The sequence below is a fragment of the Streptomyces sp. PA03-3a genome (assembly GCF_033792735.1).
In the GTDB taxonomy this organism is placed as follows: Bacteria; Actinomycetota; Actinomycetes; order Streptomycetales; family Streptomycetaceae; genus Actinacidiphila.
The window spans coordinates 48,996-65,296 of the sequence record NZ_JARAVM010000006.1; the positions used below are offsets into that span (position 1 = coordinate 48,996).

Here is a 16,301-nt window from a genome sequence, read left to right on the forward strand (position 1 = left end):
CGAGCCCTCGGGGCGGTTCGGACCCCCTACTTGCTTGAGCAATCACCCGATATATTTGTTGCGTCAAGCAAATTTGATGGGTTCAGCGAGAGATCCAGCCCTCTCGCGTCCATCGACATCAAGGCAAGAACCAGAGGTACTGACATGAATCGTCTCGAGGGGCGCGCTGCCCTGGTAACAGGCTCGACGAGCGGAATCGGGCGCGGTGTTGCGGAGGCGATGGCCCGCGAGGGCGCCATCGTCGTCGTGACCGGACTTGGCGCGGAGCGCGGTGCTCAGGTCGTCGACGGAATCCTCGCGGAGGGCGGCGTCGCCCACTTCGTGGAGGCAGACCTCTCTGCGGGTGGCGCCGAGGTTCGCCGCCTTGCACAGGAGGCGACGGCCCTGGCGGGCCGGCCGATCGACGTCCTGGTCAACAATGCGGCCTTTCTCGTGCCGCCTCACCCCATGACAGAGTCGACCGAGGAACAGATCGACCAGGTGCTGGAGGTCAACATCAAGGCCCCGTTCCTTCTGACGGCGGCCCTGGTGCCCGGCATGGTGGAGCACGGCGGCGGCTCGGTGATCAACATGGGCTCGATCGGCGGCGTAGAGGGAATCAAGTTCACCTCGCTGTACGGCGCCAGCAAGGCAGCTCTGCACTCGCTGACGAGGTCGTGGGCAGCGGAGCTGGCCGCCGACGGTGTGCGGGTCAACACCGTCGCCCCCGGACCCACCATCACGGAGGGGAACGAAGAACTCCGAGCCCTCCTGGAGCGGCTCGCCGAGAGCAACCCGGACAGGCGTACGGGCAGCGTGCAGGATACCGCCGCGGCTGTGATCTTCCTCGCCAGTGAAGAGGCCTCGCACATCCACGGTGTCCTCCTGCCCGTTGACGGCGGGGCCCTCGCCATCTGAGGACGGGCCTGCTTGGCGCCTCGGCGCCAAGCAGGCCCCGCGAGTCGCCCTCAGTGAGGCTCTTCAGCGTTGCCGCTCCAGGGTGAGAATGGCTTTGGCGATTGACGTCATGCGGTTGGGGCTGCAGCGGGACCTGCGGAAGATCCGCCAGGACTTCAGGCAGGCCACGGCTCGTTCGACTGGTGCCCGTGCCGCGGCCAGAGCCCGGTTGACGGTCTTCTCGGTAGGGGTGAGTTCCCGCAGGGGCCTGCGTTTGATGCCCGTGGTCAGCCAGGGGCCACCGCCCTGGTAGGCGAGATCGGCCAAGATGGGGACGCCCTGGCGCTCGCAGATGCGGATGATCCGGTGGGTGCGGGCGGCGGTCAGGTCGTGGGAGCGGCCCGGCAGCGCGGGCGAGAGCCACAGCAGCCGGCCGTCCGGATCGGTGACTACCTGCACGTTCACCCCGTGCCGGGGTGCTTGTGGGAGTAGTCGGCCCGTCCGTCGCCGACCCGGTCGCACTCGGCGAGCGTGCCGTCCAGGAGGACGAAGTCCGGATCCTGCTCGCATAGGACCTTCAGCAGGCCCGGTGGACGGTCGGCGAGGAGGTCGATGACCGCGCTGGTGTAGGCGTGGGCGGTGGACTCGCTGATCCCGAAACCGGCAGCGACCTTCGCCAGGGTGGTGTGCTCGCGCAGGTACACCAGTGCCACTATCGCGCGCTGGGACGGACGGAGCTTGCAGCGCCGGTCACCCTCACGGGTGACGATGAGCATGGTGACCCACTCCACGAGCGCATGTGGCAGGTCGAGTGCGGCAGGATAGATGACCAACGAGGCCCCTGAGCAGCGTGGTTGAGACGTTACAGTAACAGCTGGGGCAGGGCACCCATCTCCAGCGGTATCTGCGCGTCTGGGAGGAGACCGCAAAGCCGCTGTCGACTGACTCGACATGTCGAGTCAGTCGACATAGGGGTCGGCGGATGACCGAGCACGCCGAGCACGCCGAGTTTTCCGAGCACCCCGAGCGTTCCGGGCCCGAGCGCGTCACCGCGCTGTCCGCCCTCATCGGATGGGCCGAGCGCAGGGAACGCATCGCCTCCGATCGCGCCGACCTGGTCGCCGACGCGTGGCGTACCGGCACTCGGAGCGTCATGGAACTGGCCAGGGCGGCACGGGTCTCACGTGACACCGTCTACGCCGATCTCCTTGCGCGCGGCATCGATGTGAGCAGGCGGGGCGAGCGCCACACCGGGCCCCTCACGGGCCGGGGCGCACCCCTCGACGCGGAATCCGTACGTGCGGTCGCGCGGATCGCCGACGCCGTCACGCGGCCGGCTTACGCGCACGATCCGGCCGACCCCGTCACACGCGCCGCGCTCGCCGCGTCGGGGGCCCTGGGCGCCGTCGCCGACGTGCTGGACCCACCGGCGGACCAGGGGCCCGGGTGGGATCCGAAGGACACCCTGCCCCACCTCGCGGAGCGGGGGCAGACCGTCTCGCACCAGGCCCATCAGGCACTGGCCGCACTCGCCGACCGGACGGAGCTCGCGGCGGCCGCCGAGTTCCGGCGTCGCGGCCTCCTGCACTCCGGCCGGAACGCCGTCGCCGACGCCGTGACGCTCACGGTGACCGTGCCGACGGGCGAGACGGTCACGGTGGACCTCGGCAGCGACGCGACGGGCTGGACCACCATGGCCGGCGCCGGCGACCTGGTGGGCGATGCCGTGAGCGCCCTCGACCACCTGGAGGTGCAGGCCGCGTTCCGGATCCTGGCCCAGGTGGTGACCCGGCACCTCACGGACCGGGCGATCGCCCCACGGCCCACGGACGCGCCGCCCGGTACTCCCCCACCACGAACACGCCACCTGCCGAGCGGCGATCAGCGCTGACCACCGGCGTCCGCGAAAGGGCGTCCTTCCCGGCGATGGGCGGTCCCGGGCAGGACCGGGACCACGGAAGGCCGCTGCGCGCCCGGTGCGCCGTTCCGCGGCTCACTGGCCCGAGGGCCCCGAGGGCGGTACCGATCGCGATCGGTACCGCCCTCGGGCCTGCAAGCAGCCGCCGCCGCTGGGTGCGACGGCGGGATCACGCCTGCGTTTGCGTCGGTCAGCCGCGGACGATGTTCTCCGCCTGCGGGCCCTTCTGCCCCTGGGTCACGTCGAACGTGACGTGCTCACCCTCCTGCAGCTCGCGGTAGCCGTTGCCCGAGATGTTGGAGTAGTGGGCGAAGACGTCCGGCCCGCCCCCGTCCTGTGCGATGAAGCCGAAGCCCTTCTCCGAGTTGAACCACTTCACGACGCCAGATGCCACTGTGTTCGTCCCTCACATGCTGCTGATGCCGGCGCACCGCCTGGTGCGCCGTCGGACCCCTTTGCTGGGCCCCGGCTTTACTTACCCGATAACCCACCCCCAGCGCCAGTGATTACGGGCGCGTCCCGCGTGTCGTTCCGGCGGTGGCCCGCGGCCGGGCCACCGGTGCGACCCGTCAGCGGGGTGCCGATCGCGGTCGCCAGGCACCCTCACGCCCGCCCTCGGGCACGTCATCCCTCCACGGTGCCGCCCTCGCTCTCCCAGCGCAGCAGGTCGCCCGGCTGGCACTCCAGGACCTCGCAGAGCGCCGCGAGCGTCGCGAAGCGCACCGCCTTGGCGCGGCCGTTCTTGAGCACCGCCAGGTTGGCGGGGGTGATCCCGACGCGGTCCGCGAGTTCGCCCACGGACATCTTCCGCCTGGCCAGCATCACGTCGATGTCGACGGCGATCGGCATCAGATCACCTCGTCCAGCTCGGCCCGCAGCTGCGACGCCTCGACGTCGCGCGCGACGGCCTGGGCGAGCAGCATCCGCAGCACGAGCACGAGGAGCGCGACCCCCAGGATGGCCACGCCGATGCCGGCCATGATGACGGTGACGCCCGGGTCTTCACTCTGGCCGGGCGCGTTGATGGCCGTGACCGCGAACCACACGAGGGCGGCCGTGACGATCGCGCCGATCACGACGTCCACGTACCGGAAGGCGGCGTGGGAGAACACGGTGCCGCGTCGCACCATCGTCACCAGCCGCCATACGCAGACCAGGGCGACCTGGGCCGACACCATGCCCAGGATCGTGACCAGGCGCAGCGGGGTCAGCGGGAGCGACCCGTCCTCCGGGTCGTTCGCCAGCGCCCACACCATCCCCACCTGAACGAACACGGTGCCGGCGAGCACCACCACGAGGACGGCGCGCAACGCCCACACTGTCAGCTTTCCCATGACCCCATCCCTACATCGAGTTACGATGGGAATCTATCGAATCTCGATAGGTGAAGCAAGGTCGGAAGCAGCGGGCGGTTGGGCGGCCGGTTCCCCACCGCGACCGGGGGAGGTCAGGCCGTCCCGGCGTACCGCTCCCCCGCGAACGCCCGCAGCACCGGCACGACCGCCTCCGCGCCGCCCGGCAGCCGGTCCACCCGGTCCAGGACGTAGGCCCGGTGGCCGTCGACCAGGTGGCTGGGCTCCTCCTGCCCGTAGGCGCCCGGCAGCGGCCACACCGTCAGGCAGGGACGGGGGTCGAGGCCGCTCGGATGCGGGCCGACCGTGACGGTGGCTATCTGCGCCCACCGGAAGTAGCTCTCCTCACCGGCCACCTCGCGCATGCCGATGCCGTTGGGCCCGATCCGCAGCCGAAGCGGCTTGCGCAGTCGGACATAAGAGGAAGCGGTCTGAATCCAGCAGACGATCGCCGCGAGCAACGCCACCGTGACGGGGATCCCGGTCCCCGCGTCGTAGTCGGCCCGCTCGGGGTGGAGGACCAGGTACAGCACGAGCGAGCCGAACACCGCGCTGCACGCCAGCGCCGACAACGCCCAGGTGGCCGTCCGGCGGCCGGCGCCGTCGTCGGCGGTGAAGACCCGCTCCCCGCCGGGCACGCCGGGCCCGGGGCCCGCGACGGCCACCGGGATCGGCGCTCGCACGGCGCGCGGCGCCGTCTCGAAGTGGGCGCCGCCGTGCTCGGCGAGCGCGGCGGTGAGCTCCCGGACGCTCTGGTCCAGGTCCGCGCACTTCACCAGGGTGTAGCGGGTCCGCGCGTCCGCGGTGCGGTCGCGCCGGCGCGGCAGTGTCACGCCCGGCGCCGTCCAGAGCACCAGCCGCGGCTCGGGCGCCGCGCTCTCACTGTCCGGTGCGGCATAGTGCCACAGGGCTGCCGCGTCGATCTGCTCCCAGGACAGCTCAGCGTCGTGCAAGGTGATCCCGAACTCGTCGATCCGCAGCCGGAACGGCCGCCGTGCATCACGCAGGTCCCTCCACCCGTGCCAGACCGCCACCACGGCCAGGGCCCCCACGGACACCGGGCCGATGACTTCGCCGCCGCGTGGCCCGAGCAGCCAGACGAGTGCGCCCGCCAGGACGACGAGCCCCCAGAACGTCCACCGCTTCCCTCGTCTTCGCAGCGTGCGCCCGACCGTGAACTCCATTGCGCCGTACCCCCCTTGTCGTACTCCGCCGGTTCCATGATGTGGCCCCTCACCAGCGTCTTCCGGGCCCGCGGATGGGGTGGTTGCTCTTCCGTGACGTCCGCGGGACATCGGCCCCCTCCCGCCCCTCCCCCGCCTCCGTCCGTTCACCGCCCCGCCGCCTCGCGTGCGACAACCCCCGGAGTACCTTCCGGCTCGGGTCGGGCGCGGCGGTCACACCTCCGCTCCGCCCTCCCCCACGAGGCGACGTCGAGAACCGCGCACGCCTGCTGCTGGAGATCGCCGACGCCCACACCGCCGAGCGGCGGCCGGCCGACGACATCCCCAGCGCCTGGGCCCGCAGGCGCTACCCGGGCCGCCTGATCGCGACCGGCCGCTACGGACGCGAGGAGGCCCTGCGCGCCGTCGAGAACGGCACCGTCGACGCCGTGGGCTTCGGGCGCGACCTCATCGCCAACCCCCCCGACCTGCCCGAGCGCCTTGCCCGCGACGCGGAGCCGCGCGAGGCGCTGCGGCCCGCCTTCTTCGGTGGTGACGATCGCGGCTACCTGGAACTACCCTTCCCTCGCTGCCCAGCGCCTTCTGTCCGAACTGCGCGAGGGACGGCTGGAGCCGGTGCCAGGCCTGGAGCCGAACTCCGCGACGCCGCCGGACACATGGCACCTGGCCCTGGGAGGACCGCGAGAGTCCGGTCGACCTGGCGGTGCTGCGGCACCGCGCCTGGTTCCGCGAGGTGCTGCGGGAGGCTTTCCGGCGGCTCGGGAGATCCGATCCCTCGCAGTCGGCCGACGCCATGGCGGCCATGCGGGACGCGCGATGGTGGCCGACCACCTGGGCGATGCCCGGGCCGCGCGTGCCGTCCTGGAGCACTGCGTCGCCGCGCTCGTGGCCGCCGCCTGATTCGGGCGCCACGCGAGGCGTCCAGGCCTCCGCGGCCCGGCCTCCCCCATAGGAAGGACACCGGGACAGCGGGTGGGTCAGCGCGTGGCCGCCGCGGCCTCCTCGATGAGGCGCGTCACGACCCCGGGGTCGGTCACGTGGACGGCGTGCGGGCCGTCGGCCTCGGAGGTGCGGGCGTGGGCGCGCGCCGCCATGAACCGCTCGGCCGCCGCGGGTATCGTCCGGTCGCCGCGGGCGACGAGGTACCAGGAGGGGATGGTCTTCCAGGCCGGAGCCTCCGCGGAGGGCTCGCCGACCGCCTGCGCGGTGATGGGGCGCTGCGTGGCGGCGAGTACGGCGGCCTTGCTCCTGCTGACGCGGTCGCTCAGGAAGACGTCGCGGAACTTGTCGGGCTTGATGTAGAGGTCGACGCCGGTGCCGCCGTCCGCCTGCGTGAAGGGGACGGCGTTCAGGGCGGTCGGCACGGGGGCGTTCGGGTCGTCGCTGAGGTGGCTGCCGGGGAACCTGCCCACCAGGTCGGCGATGCTCTCGCCCTTGTCGGGAGCGAATGCGGCGACGTAGACGAGGGCCTTGACGTCGGCGTTGCCGGTGGCCGCACCGGTGATGACGGCGCCGCCGTAGGAGTGGCCGACCAGGACCACCGGACCCTTGATCGTCCTGAGGTAGTCGCCCAGGTAGGCGGCGTCGCTGTCCAGGCCGCGCAGGGGGGTCGCGGGGGCGGCGACCGGGTACCCGTCGGCCTGCAGGCGCTTGGCGACACCGGTCCAGCCGGCGGAGTCCGCCCAGGCGCCGTGGACGAGGACGACGGTCGGCTTGGGCGCGGGCTTGCCCGCCGGCTTCGTGTGCCGGTCCTGGGTGGCGGACGCGGTCGTGGCCAGTCCGGCGGCCAGGGCGAGGCCTACCGCGCCGACGACGGCGAGACGGACACGGCGGACGGGGCGGCGGTGGGACATCGATTCTCCAACGGTGATGCGGGCGCAGCGGCGGGCTCAGAATGCAGAAAGAACGTTCTATCTACCGAGAATCTAGTGCGGAGTCCTCGCCGCAGGCAACGCGGTGCGGCGAGCGCTGGGTCACATCACGGAGAGTGCCTGTTCCCTTCGCAGGGGAATCCACCGGAAGCCGTCCCCCTGCGCTCTGCGACCGACCGGTCAGCTGGGACCGATCTCGTCGTCGGCGATCCAGTTCCCGTGGAAACCGAAGGGCACACTGTCCGAGCACTACGGGAGCCGTGTCGTGGTCGGGCGCGGGGCGCGGTCGCCGTCCCGCGCCCCGCTTCACACCGCCGCCGCAGGGCCCGACGACCTCGGCGGCCGTCACAGAACCGTGAGCCGTCCGGTCTCAACGTACGCAGGCCGGCCCGGAGCCGGAAGTCCGTGCCGGTGCCCGGTCGGCCTGCACCCGGGCACGGGGGCCGTCGGGTCCGCGTCGTGTGGGCCGCGGCCGCCCCCATCGGAGCCGCCGGGCGCCCGCCCCACGGCGGTGGGGCGGGCGTCCGGTCCCCGAGCTTCATGCGGTGTCGCGCGGTGCTGTCGCGGGACGCCGGCCGGAACGGGCCGCCGAGTAGGGTCCGTGGCCATGGCGACCGAACAGCCGTCCCCGGGCCCGGAACCGGGCCGGCGGTGAAGTGCCTCGGGGGGACGGCTCGCCGGGGAGGTCCGCGCTGATTCCGAACGCGATACCGGCGAGCCGCCTCCGGTACGTCTACCCGCAACGCGGCCGGGCAGCGCGAAGGGTGGGGTTCGCGGCCGCATCGCGAACCCCACCCTGGCTGGTGGGAGGTATCAGCTCACCATCGGTACCAACGACGGCGCCCGCCGCCTTCGGCGGCTCGGAAGACGAACCCGAGGAGCCATACCACCAGCACGATGATGGCGATCCACCACAGCGCCTTGAGGGCGAACCCCGCACCGAAAAGGATCAGCGCCAGCAACAGGACCAAGAGCAAGGGGACCATTGTGTTTACCTCCTGACCACGCGTCTGCCCCGGCAACTCGTCGCCATGCGTGACCTTCTGCGGGGATGTGGCGTCGAACTACCGCGGCTGGTCGTCCGCCACGGCTCCCGTGATCATGGGCAGCCCGGAGCGGCCTGAGCTGGAACAGGAGCTGACCAGAGCGATGTCGGGGGCGGTGGCACAGAAGCCTCCAGGGAACTCAGGAGTTCGTCGACGTCGGCCGCGGTCAAGCCGCCCCGGTAGGTGCCGTCGTCGATGTGGCAGGGTGACGGTGCGGCCATCACCAGCGCCCCCACCCGCTTCGGAGCGGCCTGCGCCGCCGGGACGCCCACCATGGCGCTGAGAAGTGCCCCACGAGGACTACCTGCCCGAGGTCGAACTCCTGGCAGACCTCGACGACGTCCTGGGTGCAGCCGTGCGGCGAGGAACCTTTCCTGGTCCGAGGCCGACAGGTCCGAGCCACCGGAACCCACGTGGTCGAAGAGCACCACCCGGTACCGCTCGGCCGGCGCCGGCACGATCAGGCGCCACATGTTCTGGTCGCACCCGAATCCGTGCGCGAGCACCACCACCGGGCCGTCAGGAGTGCCGGTGACCGTCAGGTTGTTCCTCTGACGGATGTCCTGCCGGTCATCCTTCCAGCCTCGCGCCAGGGGGAGCGCAACGCCCCCGGCGGGCGGACTGGGCCTCTACGAGCGGGAGTGGATGACCGGAAGCCTCGGGATCGCCCTGCGCGATCGGCCGTTGTCGATGCGTACCAACGGCGCACAACGTTGCCCCATGACCCGAGGTCGTTGCCAAGACAACGACCGATCGCTGACTTGCCGCGTCATGCCGAGGTCCCGGACGCCGATCGGCGTCCGGGACCTGCGGGTCGGGAGTGTCCCCTACACCTCGCCGCGCCAGGAACCGCTTTCCATGCCGCGGGCCTCGATGTACGCCTTGAAGCGCTTGAGGTCGCCCTTGGCCTGGCGCCTGACGACGCCGAGCTTGTCGGCCACTGTCTCGGCCACGCCGTGCGGCTCGTGCCGGAGTTGCAGCATCACCTTGGTGTGCCGGTCGTCCAGGCGGTGGAAGGTGACCACCCCCGCCTGGTGCACGTCACCGCCGACCGTCGCCCAGGCGACCCTCTCGTCGGGGATCTGCTCGCTGATCCGGGCGTCGAACTCGCGCTTGACGCCGTCGACCTTGGCGACCCAGTGCGTCAGGGTCGGTGTGCGCTGCTCGATCCGCTCCACCCCCTCCATGAACCGGGGGAACTCCTCGAACTGCGTCCACTGGTTGTACGCCGTCGTGACCGGCACCGCGACCTCGACAGACTCCTCAACCGTCGACATGTGCCCACCTTTCGGGTCGGCATCCGCTTCGGGATGCGGCGTCCTTCGCCTCGTGGCCCGCGCCTGCCCGAGCGGAGCGGGGGCAAACGCCGCCGGACGGATTCCCGCGGGACGCACCCACGCGTTGGCCCTCACCGCCCGCAGGTGGGACGGTGAACTGGAGAGGCGATGCGCCCGGGGTGCGATGTCGCCCACGCCATGGTCTCCCTTTCCGCGAGGCCCGACGATCCTGGAGGCGGGCAGATGGACCCGCGTCCCGCACTGGCGCTGTTCGACCTCGACGACACCCTCGTTCGCCGACGGACGTCCTTCATCGACGCGGTGACCGCTTTGTGTCTGGAGCACGGCTTCGGTGTCGAGATCAGAGCCTGGATGCTCAGTGAACTCGCCGACCGCGCCAATGCCGGCGACTTCGTTCGGCTGCGCCACGAGTACGCCCTGGACTGCAGGGCGGGGCCGTTGTGGGGCGAGTTCGTCGACCGGATGGCGAACGCCGTCAGCTGCGACCCCGCGGTCCTCCAGGGGTTGGAGCGACTGCGGGCGGACGAGTGGCGCATCGGAATCGTCGCCAACGGGGCCTCCGACGTGCAACGCGCCAAGATCGGCGCGACGGGGCTCGCCGACCTCGTGGACGGTGTGGCGGTGTCCGGGGACATCGACGTGCGCAAGCCCGACGCCCGATTGTTCGCTCTCGCGGCAGCACGCTGCCACACGTGTTTCTCCGCCGAGGCATGGATGACGGGCGACAGCCCCTCTGCCGACATCGCTGGCGGGCACCAGGCGGGCATCCGCACCATCTGGGTTCGCGGACGCTCGTGGCCCGAGGGCTTTGTGGCCCCGCACCACACCGTCGACGGCGTCACCGACGCCATTTCCTATCTGCTCCGCGACGGCTGCCGCCATGGGGAGGCGGGACGCGCGCGGGGAGCACGGTAGTACACGGTCTCGGCACGCGTGTGGGGCAGCCCCGAATAGGCCGCCCCACACGTCCGGATGCCGGTGGTCAGTCCCGGCCGATGTCCTTGATCTTCTCCTTGGCCTGGCGGGCGTCGCCCTTGGCCTGCTCCATGCGACCCTCGGCGGTCAGCCGCTCGTTGCCCACGGCCTCCCCGGCGGTCTTCTTGGCCTTGCCGACGGCCTGCTCGGTCTTCGCCTTGGCCTTCTCGTCCGCGGCCATGCTGATCACCTTCCTGCCATCGAGATCATTTTCCGTGGCTACGTCTGACCGCTGGGCGGTGTCCCAAACACCCGAAGGCCGCGGCACGCAGATGTGGAGTGACCGGGTCCAGCGAGGGTAGGCGGGCCGGTGCGCCGAAGGCGCTGGTGAACGTAGCTACGTGGAGGGTTGCTGACATGGGGATCGCAGTGGCCGGCGAGAGTGTCAGGACGGAGCGGGAATCGGGCTCCGCGATGGTGCCGCCCGAGACGGTGGGCAGCATGACGCCGCTCGAGATCCGGCAGGTCTCCAAGGCGATGTTCACCCGGCTGCAGGCCCTCGAAGAGGGCACTGCGGACTACCAGTACGTGCGCAACACGCTCATCGAGATGAACACCTCACTGGTCCATTTCGTGGCCCGCCGGTTCTCCCAGCGCGCGGACCAGATGGAGGACATCCTGCAAGTGGGGACGATCGGCCTGATCAAAGCGGTCGACCGGTTCGATCCCGACTACGGCGTGGAGTTCGTGACGTTCGCCGTTCCCACCGTCGTGGGTGAGATGAAGCGCTTCTTCCGTGATACGAGCTGGTCGGTCCGCGTGCCCAGGCGCCTGCAGGAATTGCGACTGGACGTGGCCAAGGCCACCGACGCGCTGGAACTCGAACTGGGCAGGGCGCCGACCGTAGTCGAGCTCTCGGTCCGGCTGGGCATCAGCGAGGACGAGGTGCTGGAGGCGATGGTCGCCGCCAACGCCTATTCCGCCTCCTCCCTTGACGCGCCGGCCACAGAGGACGAGGACGGCGGGACCGCGTGGGCGGAGCGCCTGGGCTACGACGACGGCGCCTTCGGCAGGATAGAGGACATCGAGGCGGTCAAGCCGCTCATCCGGCAGCTGACCGACCGGGAGCGTCTGATCCTCTCCCTCCGGTTCGGGCACGAGATGACGCAGGCGGAGATCGGCGCCCAGTTGGGGATCTCGCAGATGCAGGTGTCGCGGCTCCTGTCCCGGATCCTTACCCGTCTGCGCGGCCAGGCCCTGGCCCTCCAGTAGCCGACGCCGGTCCGCGCGACCATCCGGCACGGAGGAGACGGACGCCCGTCACCGGCAGCTCACTTCGGACGTACCCGGCGACCGGTCCCGGCCGGCCCTTCCCCGGGGCCCGGCCGGGCGCGGGTCAGCGGCGAACCGGCTCGAGCTGGAGGTAGTCGAGGTTCCAGTTCTGGTAGGCGTCCTGCGGAAGGCTGATCCGCAGGACGTGGTGGCCGGCGGTGAGGAACTGCCGCACCCCACTGGCCTGGAGCACTTCCTTGTTGTGGCTCGTGGTGTTCCGCACCTCGACCCGCTCGCTCTCGGCGCCGCCGTCGAAGGAGACGGTGTAGGTGCCCGCGGGCGTGTACGGCGACGACACCCGGGCCGACAGCGCGTACGTACCGGAGCGCGGGACGTCCACGTCGTACGTCAGCCACTCACCTCCGGCGTACCGCCACTGGCCCCGGTGCGCGACGGTGAGGATCTTGGCGTTCGAGCCGTGGTCGAGCAGGTCCCGGTAGGCGCGGACGGCGGCCGTGCTCCCGGACCGTCCCGGGCCTCCGAAGATGTACGAGGTGCCGTTCCCGCTCCGGCCGGCGGCCAGGCCGATGCCGGCCGCGGGACGGTCGTCGGCGAACCCGGTGACGCCGGCCACCACCACCAGAGCGGCGCGGCAACTCCGATGAGGCCTTGGATAGTTGCTCTGTTCATGGCCCGGAGAGGAGGAAGACGGTGGGAAGGGACAGGGTACGCCGCACACCGCGTCGGGGTCCGCGCACTGAATAATCCATGTGAGCCCCGCGCCCGTCCTGACCGGTCGACGCTTCATGCGGGGTCGTTCCCGGCGCCGCGGGGCCGGCGTCAGACCGCGGACAGGGCCTCCGTCGGGGGCAGCCGCGAGGCGCGCAGGGCCGGGTAGACGCCTGCGACGGCGCCCACGACGATCGCGCCGGCCAGACCGGTCCCGAGCGCGAGAGGTGGCAGGACGGGCGGCCACGACTGGGAGAGCGCGTAACCGGCCGTGCCCGCCGCGCCGAGCACGGTCCCGCTCAGCCCGCCCAGGACGGACAGCATCACGGACTCCGTCAGGAACTGCCCCCGTATCTGCCGGCGGTTGGCGCCGAGGGCGCGTCGCAGGCCGATCTCGCGGCGTCGTTCCAGTACGGAGACGAACATGGTGTTGGCCACGCCGATGCCGCCGACCAGCAGGGCCACCCCGGCGAGCCCCAGGAACAGGGCGGAGAAGGTGTGTTCGGTGGCGCGTTTGGCGGCCAGGGCGTCGGAGGGGCGGCTGACCTGGACGAGTCCGGGCAGTTCGGGGTTGACGGTGTCGGGCAGGACGTCGCGTACCGCCTCGATCCGCGACTCCCGTGCCTTGACGTAGACCACGGTGGGGTGGCCGTCGAAGTCGAGCACGTCGCGTGCGGCGTCCCAGCCGACGAGTACGGAGCTCTCCAGGTCCGGTGTGAGCGGCATCGGCCCGAGGACGCCGATCACCGAGAAGTGGTGCGTGCCGATGGTCACCAGGGGCTCCCGTCCCGGCACGACGCGGTCGATGCCGAGCCGCTTCGCGGAGCGCTGGCCGAGGACGGCCGTCGGGAAGCGCTCGGTGGCGCGGTCGAGGAACCGGCCGGAGCGGACCGTGCCGCCGATCGTGGTCAGCAGGTCGGTCCTGGCGGCGAGCACGCTGAGCCCGATCGAGTCGTTGGGGTCGGCAAGGTCGGAACGCCGTACCGTGGCATGGGTGTTGGCCACAGCCGTGGCGCTGGTGACCGGGCCGATGCGTGCCGCCATGGCGTCGGCGGCCTCGGGAAGCAGGGCCTTCTGCTCGGCGTCGGGTTGCGGCTGTGCGCGCAGCATGTTGGTGCCGAGCGCCGACAGTTCGTCCATGAGGGCCCGCTGGCTGGAGGCGGGGATGCCGGTGACGACGACGAGTGTGGCGATGCCGATCGCGATGCCCAGTGCGGACAGCGCGGCACGGGTCCTGCGGGTGCGCAGGCCCAGCAGGCCGAGCCGCAGGACGTCGAGGGGGGAGAGTCTGATCGGTCGGTTCATGCCGGGCTCCAGGCGTCCGCGCGGGTGGCGCTGTCCGAGGCGATCCGGCCGTCGCGCAGCTGGATCCTGCGTGGCAGAAGGGCGGCGATGTCCCGGTCGTGGGTGATGACCGCGATGGTGGTGCCCTCCTGGTTCAGTCCGGTGAGCAGGTCGAGTACGGCGCGCCCGTTGGCGCTGTCGAGGGCTCCGGTCGGCTCGTCGGCGAGGACGAGCGCGGGTTCGTTGACCAGGGCCCGGGCGATGGCGACGCGTTGCCGTTCGCCGCCGGACAGCTGCTGGGGCAGGTGGCGGGTGCGGTGCGCCAGGCCGACCCGGGCGAGCGCCTCCTCGGCGCGGGGCCGGCGTTGCCGTCGTGGCACGCCCGCGTAGAGCAGGCCGGTCGCGACGTTCTCCGTGGCGTCGAGGCCGTCGGTGAGATGGAAGTGCTGGAAGACGAAGCCCAGCAGTCGCGCCCGCAGTGCGGACAGCCGCCGGTCGGACAGTCCGGCGGCGGCGTGGCCGGCGATCTCGACGGTCCCGCTGGTCGGCCGGTCGAGGGTGCCCATGATGTGCAGCAGCGTGGACTTCCCGGAGCCTGAGGGTCCCAGGATGGCCAGGAGTTCCCCTTCCTCCACGGTGAGCGACACCCCGTTCAGGGCGGTGACGTCGCCCGCGTAGGTCTTGGTCACCTCGCGCACGGCGAGCGCGGGGGCCGGGCGCCCGGTGGTGTTCACGAGGCGGTCACCACCGTCATACCCTCGCTGACGCCCGCCCCGCTGACTTCCACCATTCCGTCGGCGAACATCCCCGTCTCCACCGCGACCAGGGAGGAGTCGGGGCGCTGCAGCGCGTAGCCGCCTTCGCTCAGGGCGAGGAGCGCGGTGACCGGGACGGCGAGGACGCCCTTGCGGTCGGTGGCAGTGAAGCGGACCTGGACGGAGGCGGAGTCCAGCCCCTTCACGTCGCCGGCGTGCCGCGGCGTGACGGTGACGGCGACCGTGGGAGGTCCCGTCTGCCCGCTCTGGTCGTCGGCGGAACCGCCCTGGACGGCGCGCGCGACGGCGGTGACCGTACCGGGGACCTCCCGGCTGTCGGGCAGGGTGATCGTGACGCTCTGCCCGGTGCGGAGGGCGCCGACCCCGGCGGCGTCCACGGTCAGTGCCACCGACTTCGCGGTGGTGGTGTACGTCAGCACCTCCCCTTCGACCGGGTCGCCGGGAGCGGCGGTGACGGTGTTGACCCTCGCCGGGCCGGGCAGTACGAGCGCGCGGCCCGGTGTGAGGGTCCCGGTCGCCTCCTGGCCGGTGTCGACCTGCCAGCGCTTCAGGGCCGCGCTCAGCTCGGGTGTGAACTCGGTGCCGCCGGTCCCCGTGCGTGTGGGTGCGCGGTTCGCGGTGTGCCCGATGTCGTAGCCGAGGGCTCGCAGGTTGTCCGCCAGTACGGTCACGTCCCGCCCCCGCAGCCCCGGCTTGTCCAGGGCCCTGAAGAAGGGGGTGTCGCCGAAGAAGACGGTGACGGGCCGGTCGTTCACCCGGTACAGGGGCTTGCCCCGTACGGCCTCGGCGCCGGGCGCGGGCAGCTCGGTCAGCACTCCGGCGCCCGTGCCCTTGAGGGTGCGCAGCGGGCCGTAGCCGAGTGTGCCGGGCAGGGTCCTGTCGGTGGACAGGTCGGTCCTGGCGACCTTGACGGTGTCGAGCTCGACCGGGTGTTCCGGCGCCGTCTGCGGGCTGCCCTGCCGTGTGTTCCAGGCGGCGGTCGCACCTCCGGCACCGCCGGCCGTCAGGAGGACGGCCAGGGCCACGGTGAACCGGCGCCGGCGCCGCCTGGGGAGGCGGTGCTCAGCGGTTCTTGCCACCGAAGGCCTCCATCGTGCAGTTCTTGTCCACCTTGGTCTGCTCGGTGTCGCTCATCGTGGTCTGGCCGTCGTAGGTCCAGCCGGAGTTGTCGGGCAGCGCGACGACCTTGAGCCCGCGGGAGTTCAGGCACTTGATGTAGGCGCGGTAGTCGTCGTCGTAGTGCGGGTTCGAGTCGCGGCGCAACTCGGGTGGCTGGAGGGGGAGTTTGCCGGCGCACGTCTTCTGGGCGGCCTTGGCGGTGGGGCTGTTGTCGTTCTGGTCGATGGAGTAGGGGCCTCGGGCCAGGATCATCTTGTGGCCGTGGTCCTTCAGACAGGTGGCGTAGGCGTTCCAGTAGCGGTCGCGTTCGGCGTCGGAGCTGTCGAGGCGGAGCTGCGGGCGGCCCTGCTCGCTGTCGCCGGCGGGCGTCCCGGACGGTGACCGCGGCGCCGCCGAGGAGGTGCCGGTCGCCACCGAGGCGACATCCTGTTCCCCGGACCGCTGACCTGACTGGGTGCCGGACGCCGTGCCGGTGCCCCCGGCCGAGCCGCCGCAGCCGGTGAGCAGGACGGCGCAGACGACCGCGGTGGCCGCGCCGAGGGCGCGGTGAGGGAGGTGTGGGTGGGTCATGCCGACTGATCGTGGCCGGCGAATGTCGGAAACCTGTCAGGAAGCGATGGGCATACCGTGGTCCCCCGCGGACAGAGCCCCGACACCGCAA

General features: G+C 71.5%; 17 protein-coding genes and 2 pseudogenes. 4 read left to right on the forward strand and 15 right to left on the reverse strand.

Annotation, left to right across the window (positions count from 1 at the left end; all coding sequences use genetic code 11):
- Positions 1-144: 144 nt before the first annotated feature.
- Positions 145-897 (forward strand): SDR family NAD(P)-dependent oxidoreductase, encoded by a 753-nt coding sequence (locus PV342_RS09020; RefSeq protein WP_400809197.1) that lies wholly within the window; start codon positions 145-147, stop codon positions 895-897.
- Between the two features lie 63 nt (positions 898-960).
- On the opposite strand, the pseudogene PV342_RS09025 reads toward PV342_RS09020, so the two are convergent.
- A pseudogene (locus PV342_RS09025) lies at positions 961-1,709 on the reverse strand (transposase).
- 149 nt (positions 1,710-1,858) lie between these two features.
- On the opposite strand from PV342_RS09025, the gene PV342_RS09030 reads away from it, so the two are divergent.
- A complete protein-coding gene (locus PV342_RS09030; protein WP_400809200.1) occupies positions 1,859-2,767 on the forward strand; it encodes a hypothetical protein in 909 nt (302 codons plus the stop codon).
- Between the two features lie 217 nt (positions 2,768-2,984).
- Here the strand turns inward: PV342_RS09030 and PV342_RS09035 are convergent, their stop codons facing one another.
- From PV342_RS09035 to PV342_RS09070, 8 genes and pseudogenes are all read right to left on the reverse strand, one after another.
- The gene (locus tag PV342_RS09035) at positions 2,985-3,188 is read right to left on the reverse strand and encodes a cold-shock protein (protein ID WP_018561948.1); all 204 of its coding nucleotides are present in this window, start codon (positions 3,186-3,188) and stop codon (positions 2,985-2,987) included.
- 230 nt (positions 3,189-3,418) lie between these two features.
- Complete coding sequence (locus tag PV342_RS09040; protein WP_018561949.1) at positions 3,419-3,643, reverse strand: helix-turn-helix domain-containing protein; 225 nt, start codon at positions 3,641-3,643, stop codon at positions 3,419-3,421.
- On the reverse strand, positions 3,643-4,128 hold the full coding sequence (locus PV342_RS09045; RefSeq protein WP_018561950.1) for a DUF2975 domain-containing protein: 486 nt from the start codon (positions 4,126-4,128) through the stop codon (positions 3,643-3,645). The genes PV342_RS09040 and PV342_RS09045 overlap by 1 nt, the downstream gene beginning before the upstream one ends.
- 113 nt (positions 4,129-4,241) lie before the next feature.
- Positions 4,242-5,330, reverse strand: a complete 1,089-nt coding sequence (locus PV342_RS09050; RefSeq protein WP_400809205.1) for a hypothetical protein — start codon at positions 5,328-5,330, stop codon at positions 4,242-4,244.
- Positions 5,331-6,307: 977 nt separating this feature from the next.
- Positions 6,308-7,183, reverse strand: a complete 876-nt coding sequence (locus tag PV342_RS09055; protein WP_400809208.1) for an alpha/beta fold hydrolase — start codon at positions 7,181-7,183, stop codon at positions 6,308-6,310.
- An 836-nt stretch (positions 7,184-8,019) separates the two neighbouring features.
- The gene (locus PV342_RS09060; protein ID WP_018561957.1) at positions 8,020-8,187 is read right to left on the reverse strand and encodes a DUF5670 family protein; all 168 of its coding nucleotides are present in this window, start codon (positions 8,185-8,187) and stop codon (positions 8,020-8,022) included.
- 182 nt (positions 8,188-8,369) lie between these two features.
- Positions 8,370-8,840 (reverse strand): annotated as a pseudogene (locus tag PV342_RS09065) (alpha/beta fold hydrolase); the annotation flags it as partial.
- Between the two features lie 234 nt (positions 8,841-9,074).
- Positions 9,075-9,524, reverse strand: a complete 450-nt coding sequence (locus PV342_RS09070) for an SRPBCC family protein (protein WP_361012116.1) — start codon at positions 9,522-9,524, stop codon at positions 9,075-9,077.
- Between the two features lie 243 nt (positions 9,525-9,767).
- Here PV342_RS09070 and PV342_RS09075 point away from each other — a divergent pair, with 243 nt between their 5' ends.
- The gene (locus PV342_RS09075; protein ID WP_400809212.1) at positions 9,768-10,460 is read left to right on the forward strand and encodes an HAD family hydrolase; all 693 of its coding nucleotides are present in this window, start codon (positions 9,768-9,770) and stop codon (positions 10,458-10,460) included.
- A gap of 67 nt (positions 10,461-10,527) precedes the next feature.
- On the opposite strand, the gene PV342_RS09080 is transcribed toward PV342_RS09075, so the two are convergent.
- Entirely contained in the window at positions 10,528-10,701 is a 174-nt protein-coding gene (locus PV342_RS09080) for a CsbD family protein (RefSeq protein ID WP_018561959.1), read from the reverse strand.
- Positions 10,702-10,877: 176 nt separating this feature from the next.
- Between PV342_RS09080 and PV342_RS09085 the strand changes: the two genes are divergently transcribed.
- Positions 10,878-11,732 (forward strand): RNA polymerase sigma factor SigF, encoded by an 855-nt coding sequence (locus PV342_RS09085; RefSeq protein WP_400809215.1) that lies wholly within the window; start codon positions 10,878-10,880, stop codon positions 11,730-11,732.
- Between the two features lie 124 nt (positions 11,733-11,856).
- Here PV342_RS09085 and PV342_RS09090 read toward each other — a convergent pair whose 3' ends face one another.
- The 5 genes from PV342_RS09090 to PV342_RS09110 form a co-directional block, all read right to left on the reverse strand.
- Positions 11,857-12,366: a carbohydrate-binding protein gene (locus tag PV342_RS09090; protein ID WP_400809217.1), complete on the reverse strand. Its 510-nt coding sequence runs from the start codon at positions 12,364-12,366 to the stop codon at positions 11,857-11,859.
- A gap of 206 nt (positions 12,367-12,572) precedes the next feature.
- Complete coding sequence (locus PV342_RS09095) at positions 12,573-13,766, reverse strand: ABC transporter permease (protein WP_386997162.1); 1,194 nt, start codon at positions 13,764-13,766, stop codon at positions 12,573-12,575.
- Positions 13,763-14,479 (reverse strand): ABC transporter ATP-binding protein, encoded by a 717-nt coding sequence (locus PV342_RS09100; RefSeq protein WP_500316484.1) that lies wholly within the window; start codon positions 14,477-14,479, stop codon positions 13,763-13,765. The genes PV342_RS09095 and PV342_RS09100 overlap by 4 nt, the downstream gene beginning before the upstream one ends.
- Entirely contained in the window at positions 14,476-15,600 is a 1,125-nt protein-coding gene (locus tag PV342_RS09105; RefSeq protein ID WP_400809219.1) for an efflux RND transporter periplasmic adaptor subunit, read from the reverse strand. Before PV342_RS09105 ends, PV342_RS09100 begins: the two co-directional genes overlap by 4 nt.
- Entirely contained in the window at positions 15,584-16,210 is a 627-nt protein-coding gene (locus PV342_RS09110; RefSeq protein ID WP_500316486.1) for a hypothetical protein, read from the reverse strand. The genes PV342_RS09105 and PV342_RS09110 overlap by 17 nt, the downstream gene beginning before the upstream one ends.
- Positions 16,211-16,301: the final 91 nt, after the last annotated feature.

Bases quoted from the DNA above. Each gene is read 5' to 3' on its own strand.
- PV342_RS09095 (WP_386997162.1), bottom strand. From the start codon at position 13,766: ATGAACCGACCGATCAGACTCTCCCCCCTCGACGTCCTGCGGCTCGGC.
- PV342_RS09070 (WP_361012116.1), bottom strand. From the start codon at position 9,524: ATGTCGACGGTTGAGGAGTCTGTCGAGGTCGCGGTGCCGGTCACGACG.
- PV342_RS09040 (WP_018561949.1), bottom strand. From the start codon at position 3,643: ATGCCGATCGCCGTCGACATCGACGTGATGCTGGCCAGGCGGAAGATG.
- PV342_RS09030 (WP_400809200.1), top strand. From the start codon at position 1,859: ATGACCGAGCACGCCGAGCACGCCGAGTTTTCCGAGCACCCCGAGCGT.
- PV342_RS09020 (WP_400809197.1), top strand. From the start codon at position 145: ATGAATCGTCTCGAGGGGCGCGCTGCCCTGGTAACAGGCTCGACGAGC.
- PV342_RS09110 (WP_500316486.1), bottom strand. From the start codon at position 16,210: ATGACCCACCCACACCTCCCTCACCGCGCCCTCGGCGCGGCCACCGCG.
- PV342_RS09080 (WP_018561959.1), bottom strand. From the start codon at position 10,701: ATGGCCGCGGACGAGAAGGCCAAGGCGAAGACCGAGCAGGCCGTCGGC.
- PV342_RS09055 (WP_400809208.1), bottom strand. From the start codon at position 7,183: ATGTCCCACCGCCGCCCCGTCCGCCGTGTCCGTCTCGCCGTCGTCGGC.
- PV342_RS09085 (WP_400809215.1), top strand. From the start codon at position 10,878: ATGGGGATCGCAGTGGCCGGCGAGAGTGTCAGGACGGAGCGGGAATCG.
- PV342_RS09075 (WP_400809212.1), top strand. From the start codon at position 9,768: ATGGACCCGCGTCCCGCACTGGCGCTGTTCGACCTCGACGACACCCTC.
- PV342_RS09050 (WP_400809205.1), bottom strand. From the start codon at position 5,330: ATGGAGTTCACGGTCGGGCGCACGCTGCGAAGACGAGGGAAGCGGTGG.
- PV342_RS09060 (WP_018561957.1), bottom strand. From the start codon at position 8,187: ATGGTCCCCTTGCTCTTGGTCCTGTTGCTGGCGCTGATCCTTTTCGGT.
- PV342_RS09045 (WP_018561950.1), bottom strand. From the start codon at position 4,128: ATGGGAAAGCTGACAGTGTGGGCGTTGCGCGCCGTCCTCGTGGTGGTG.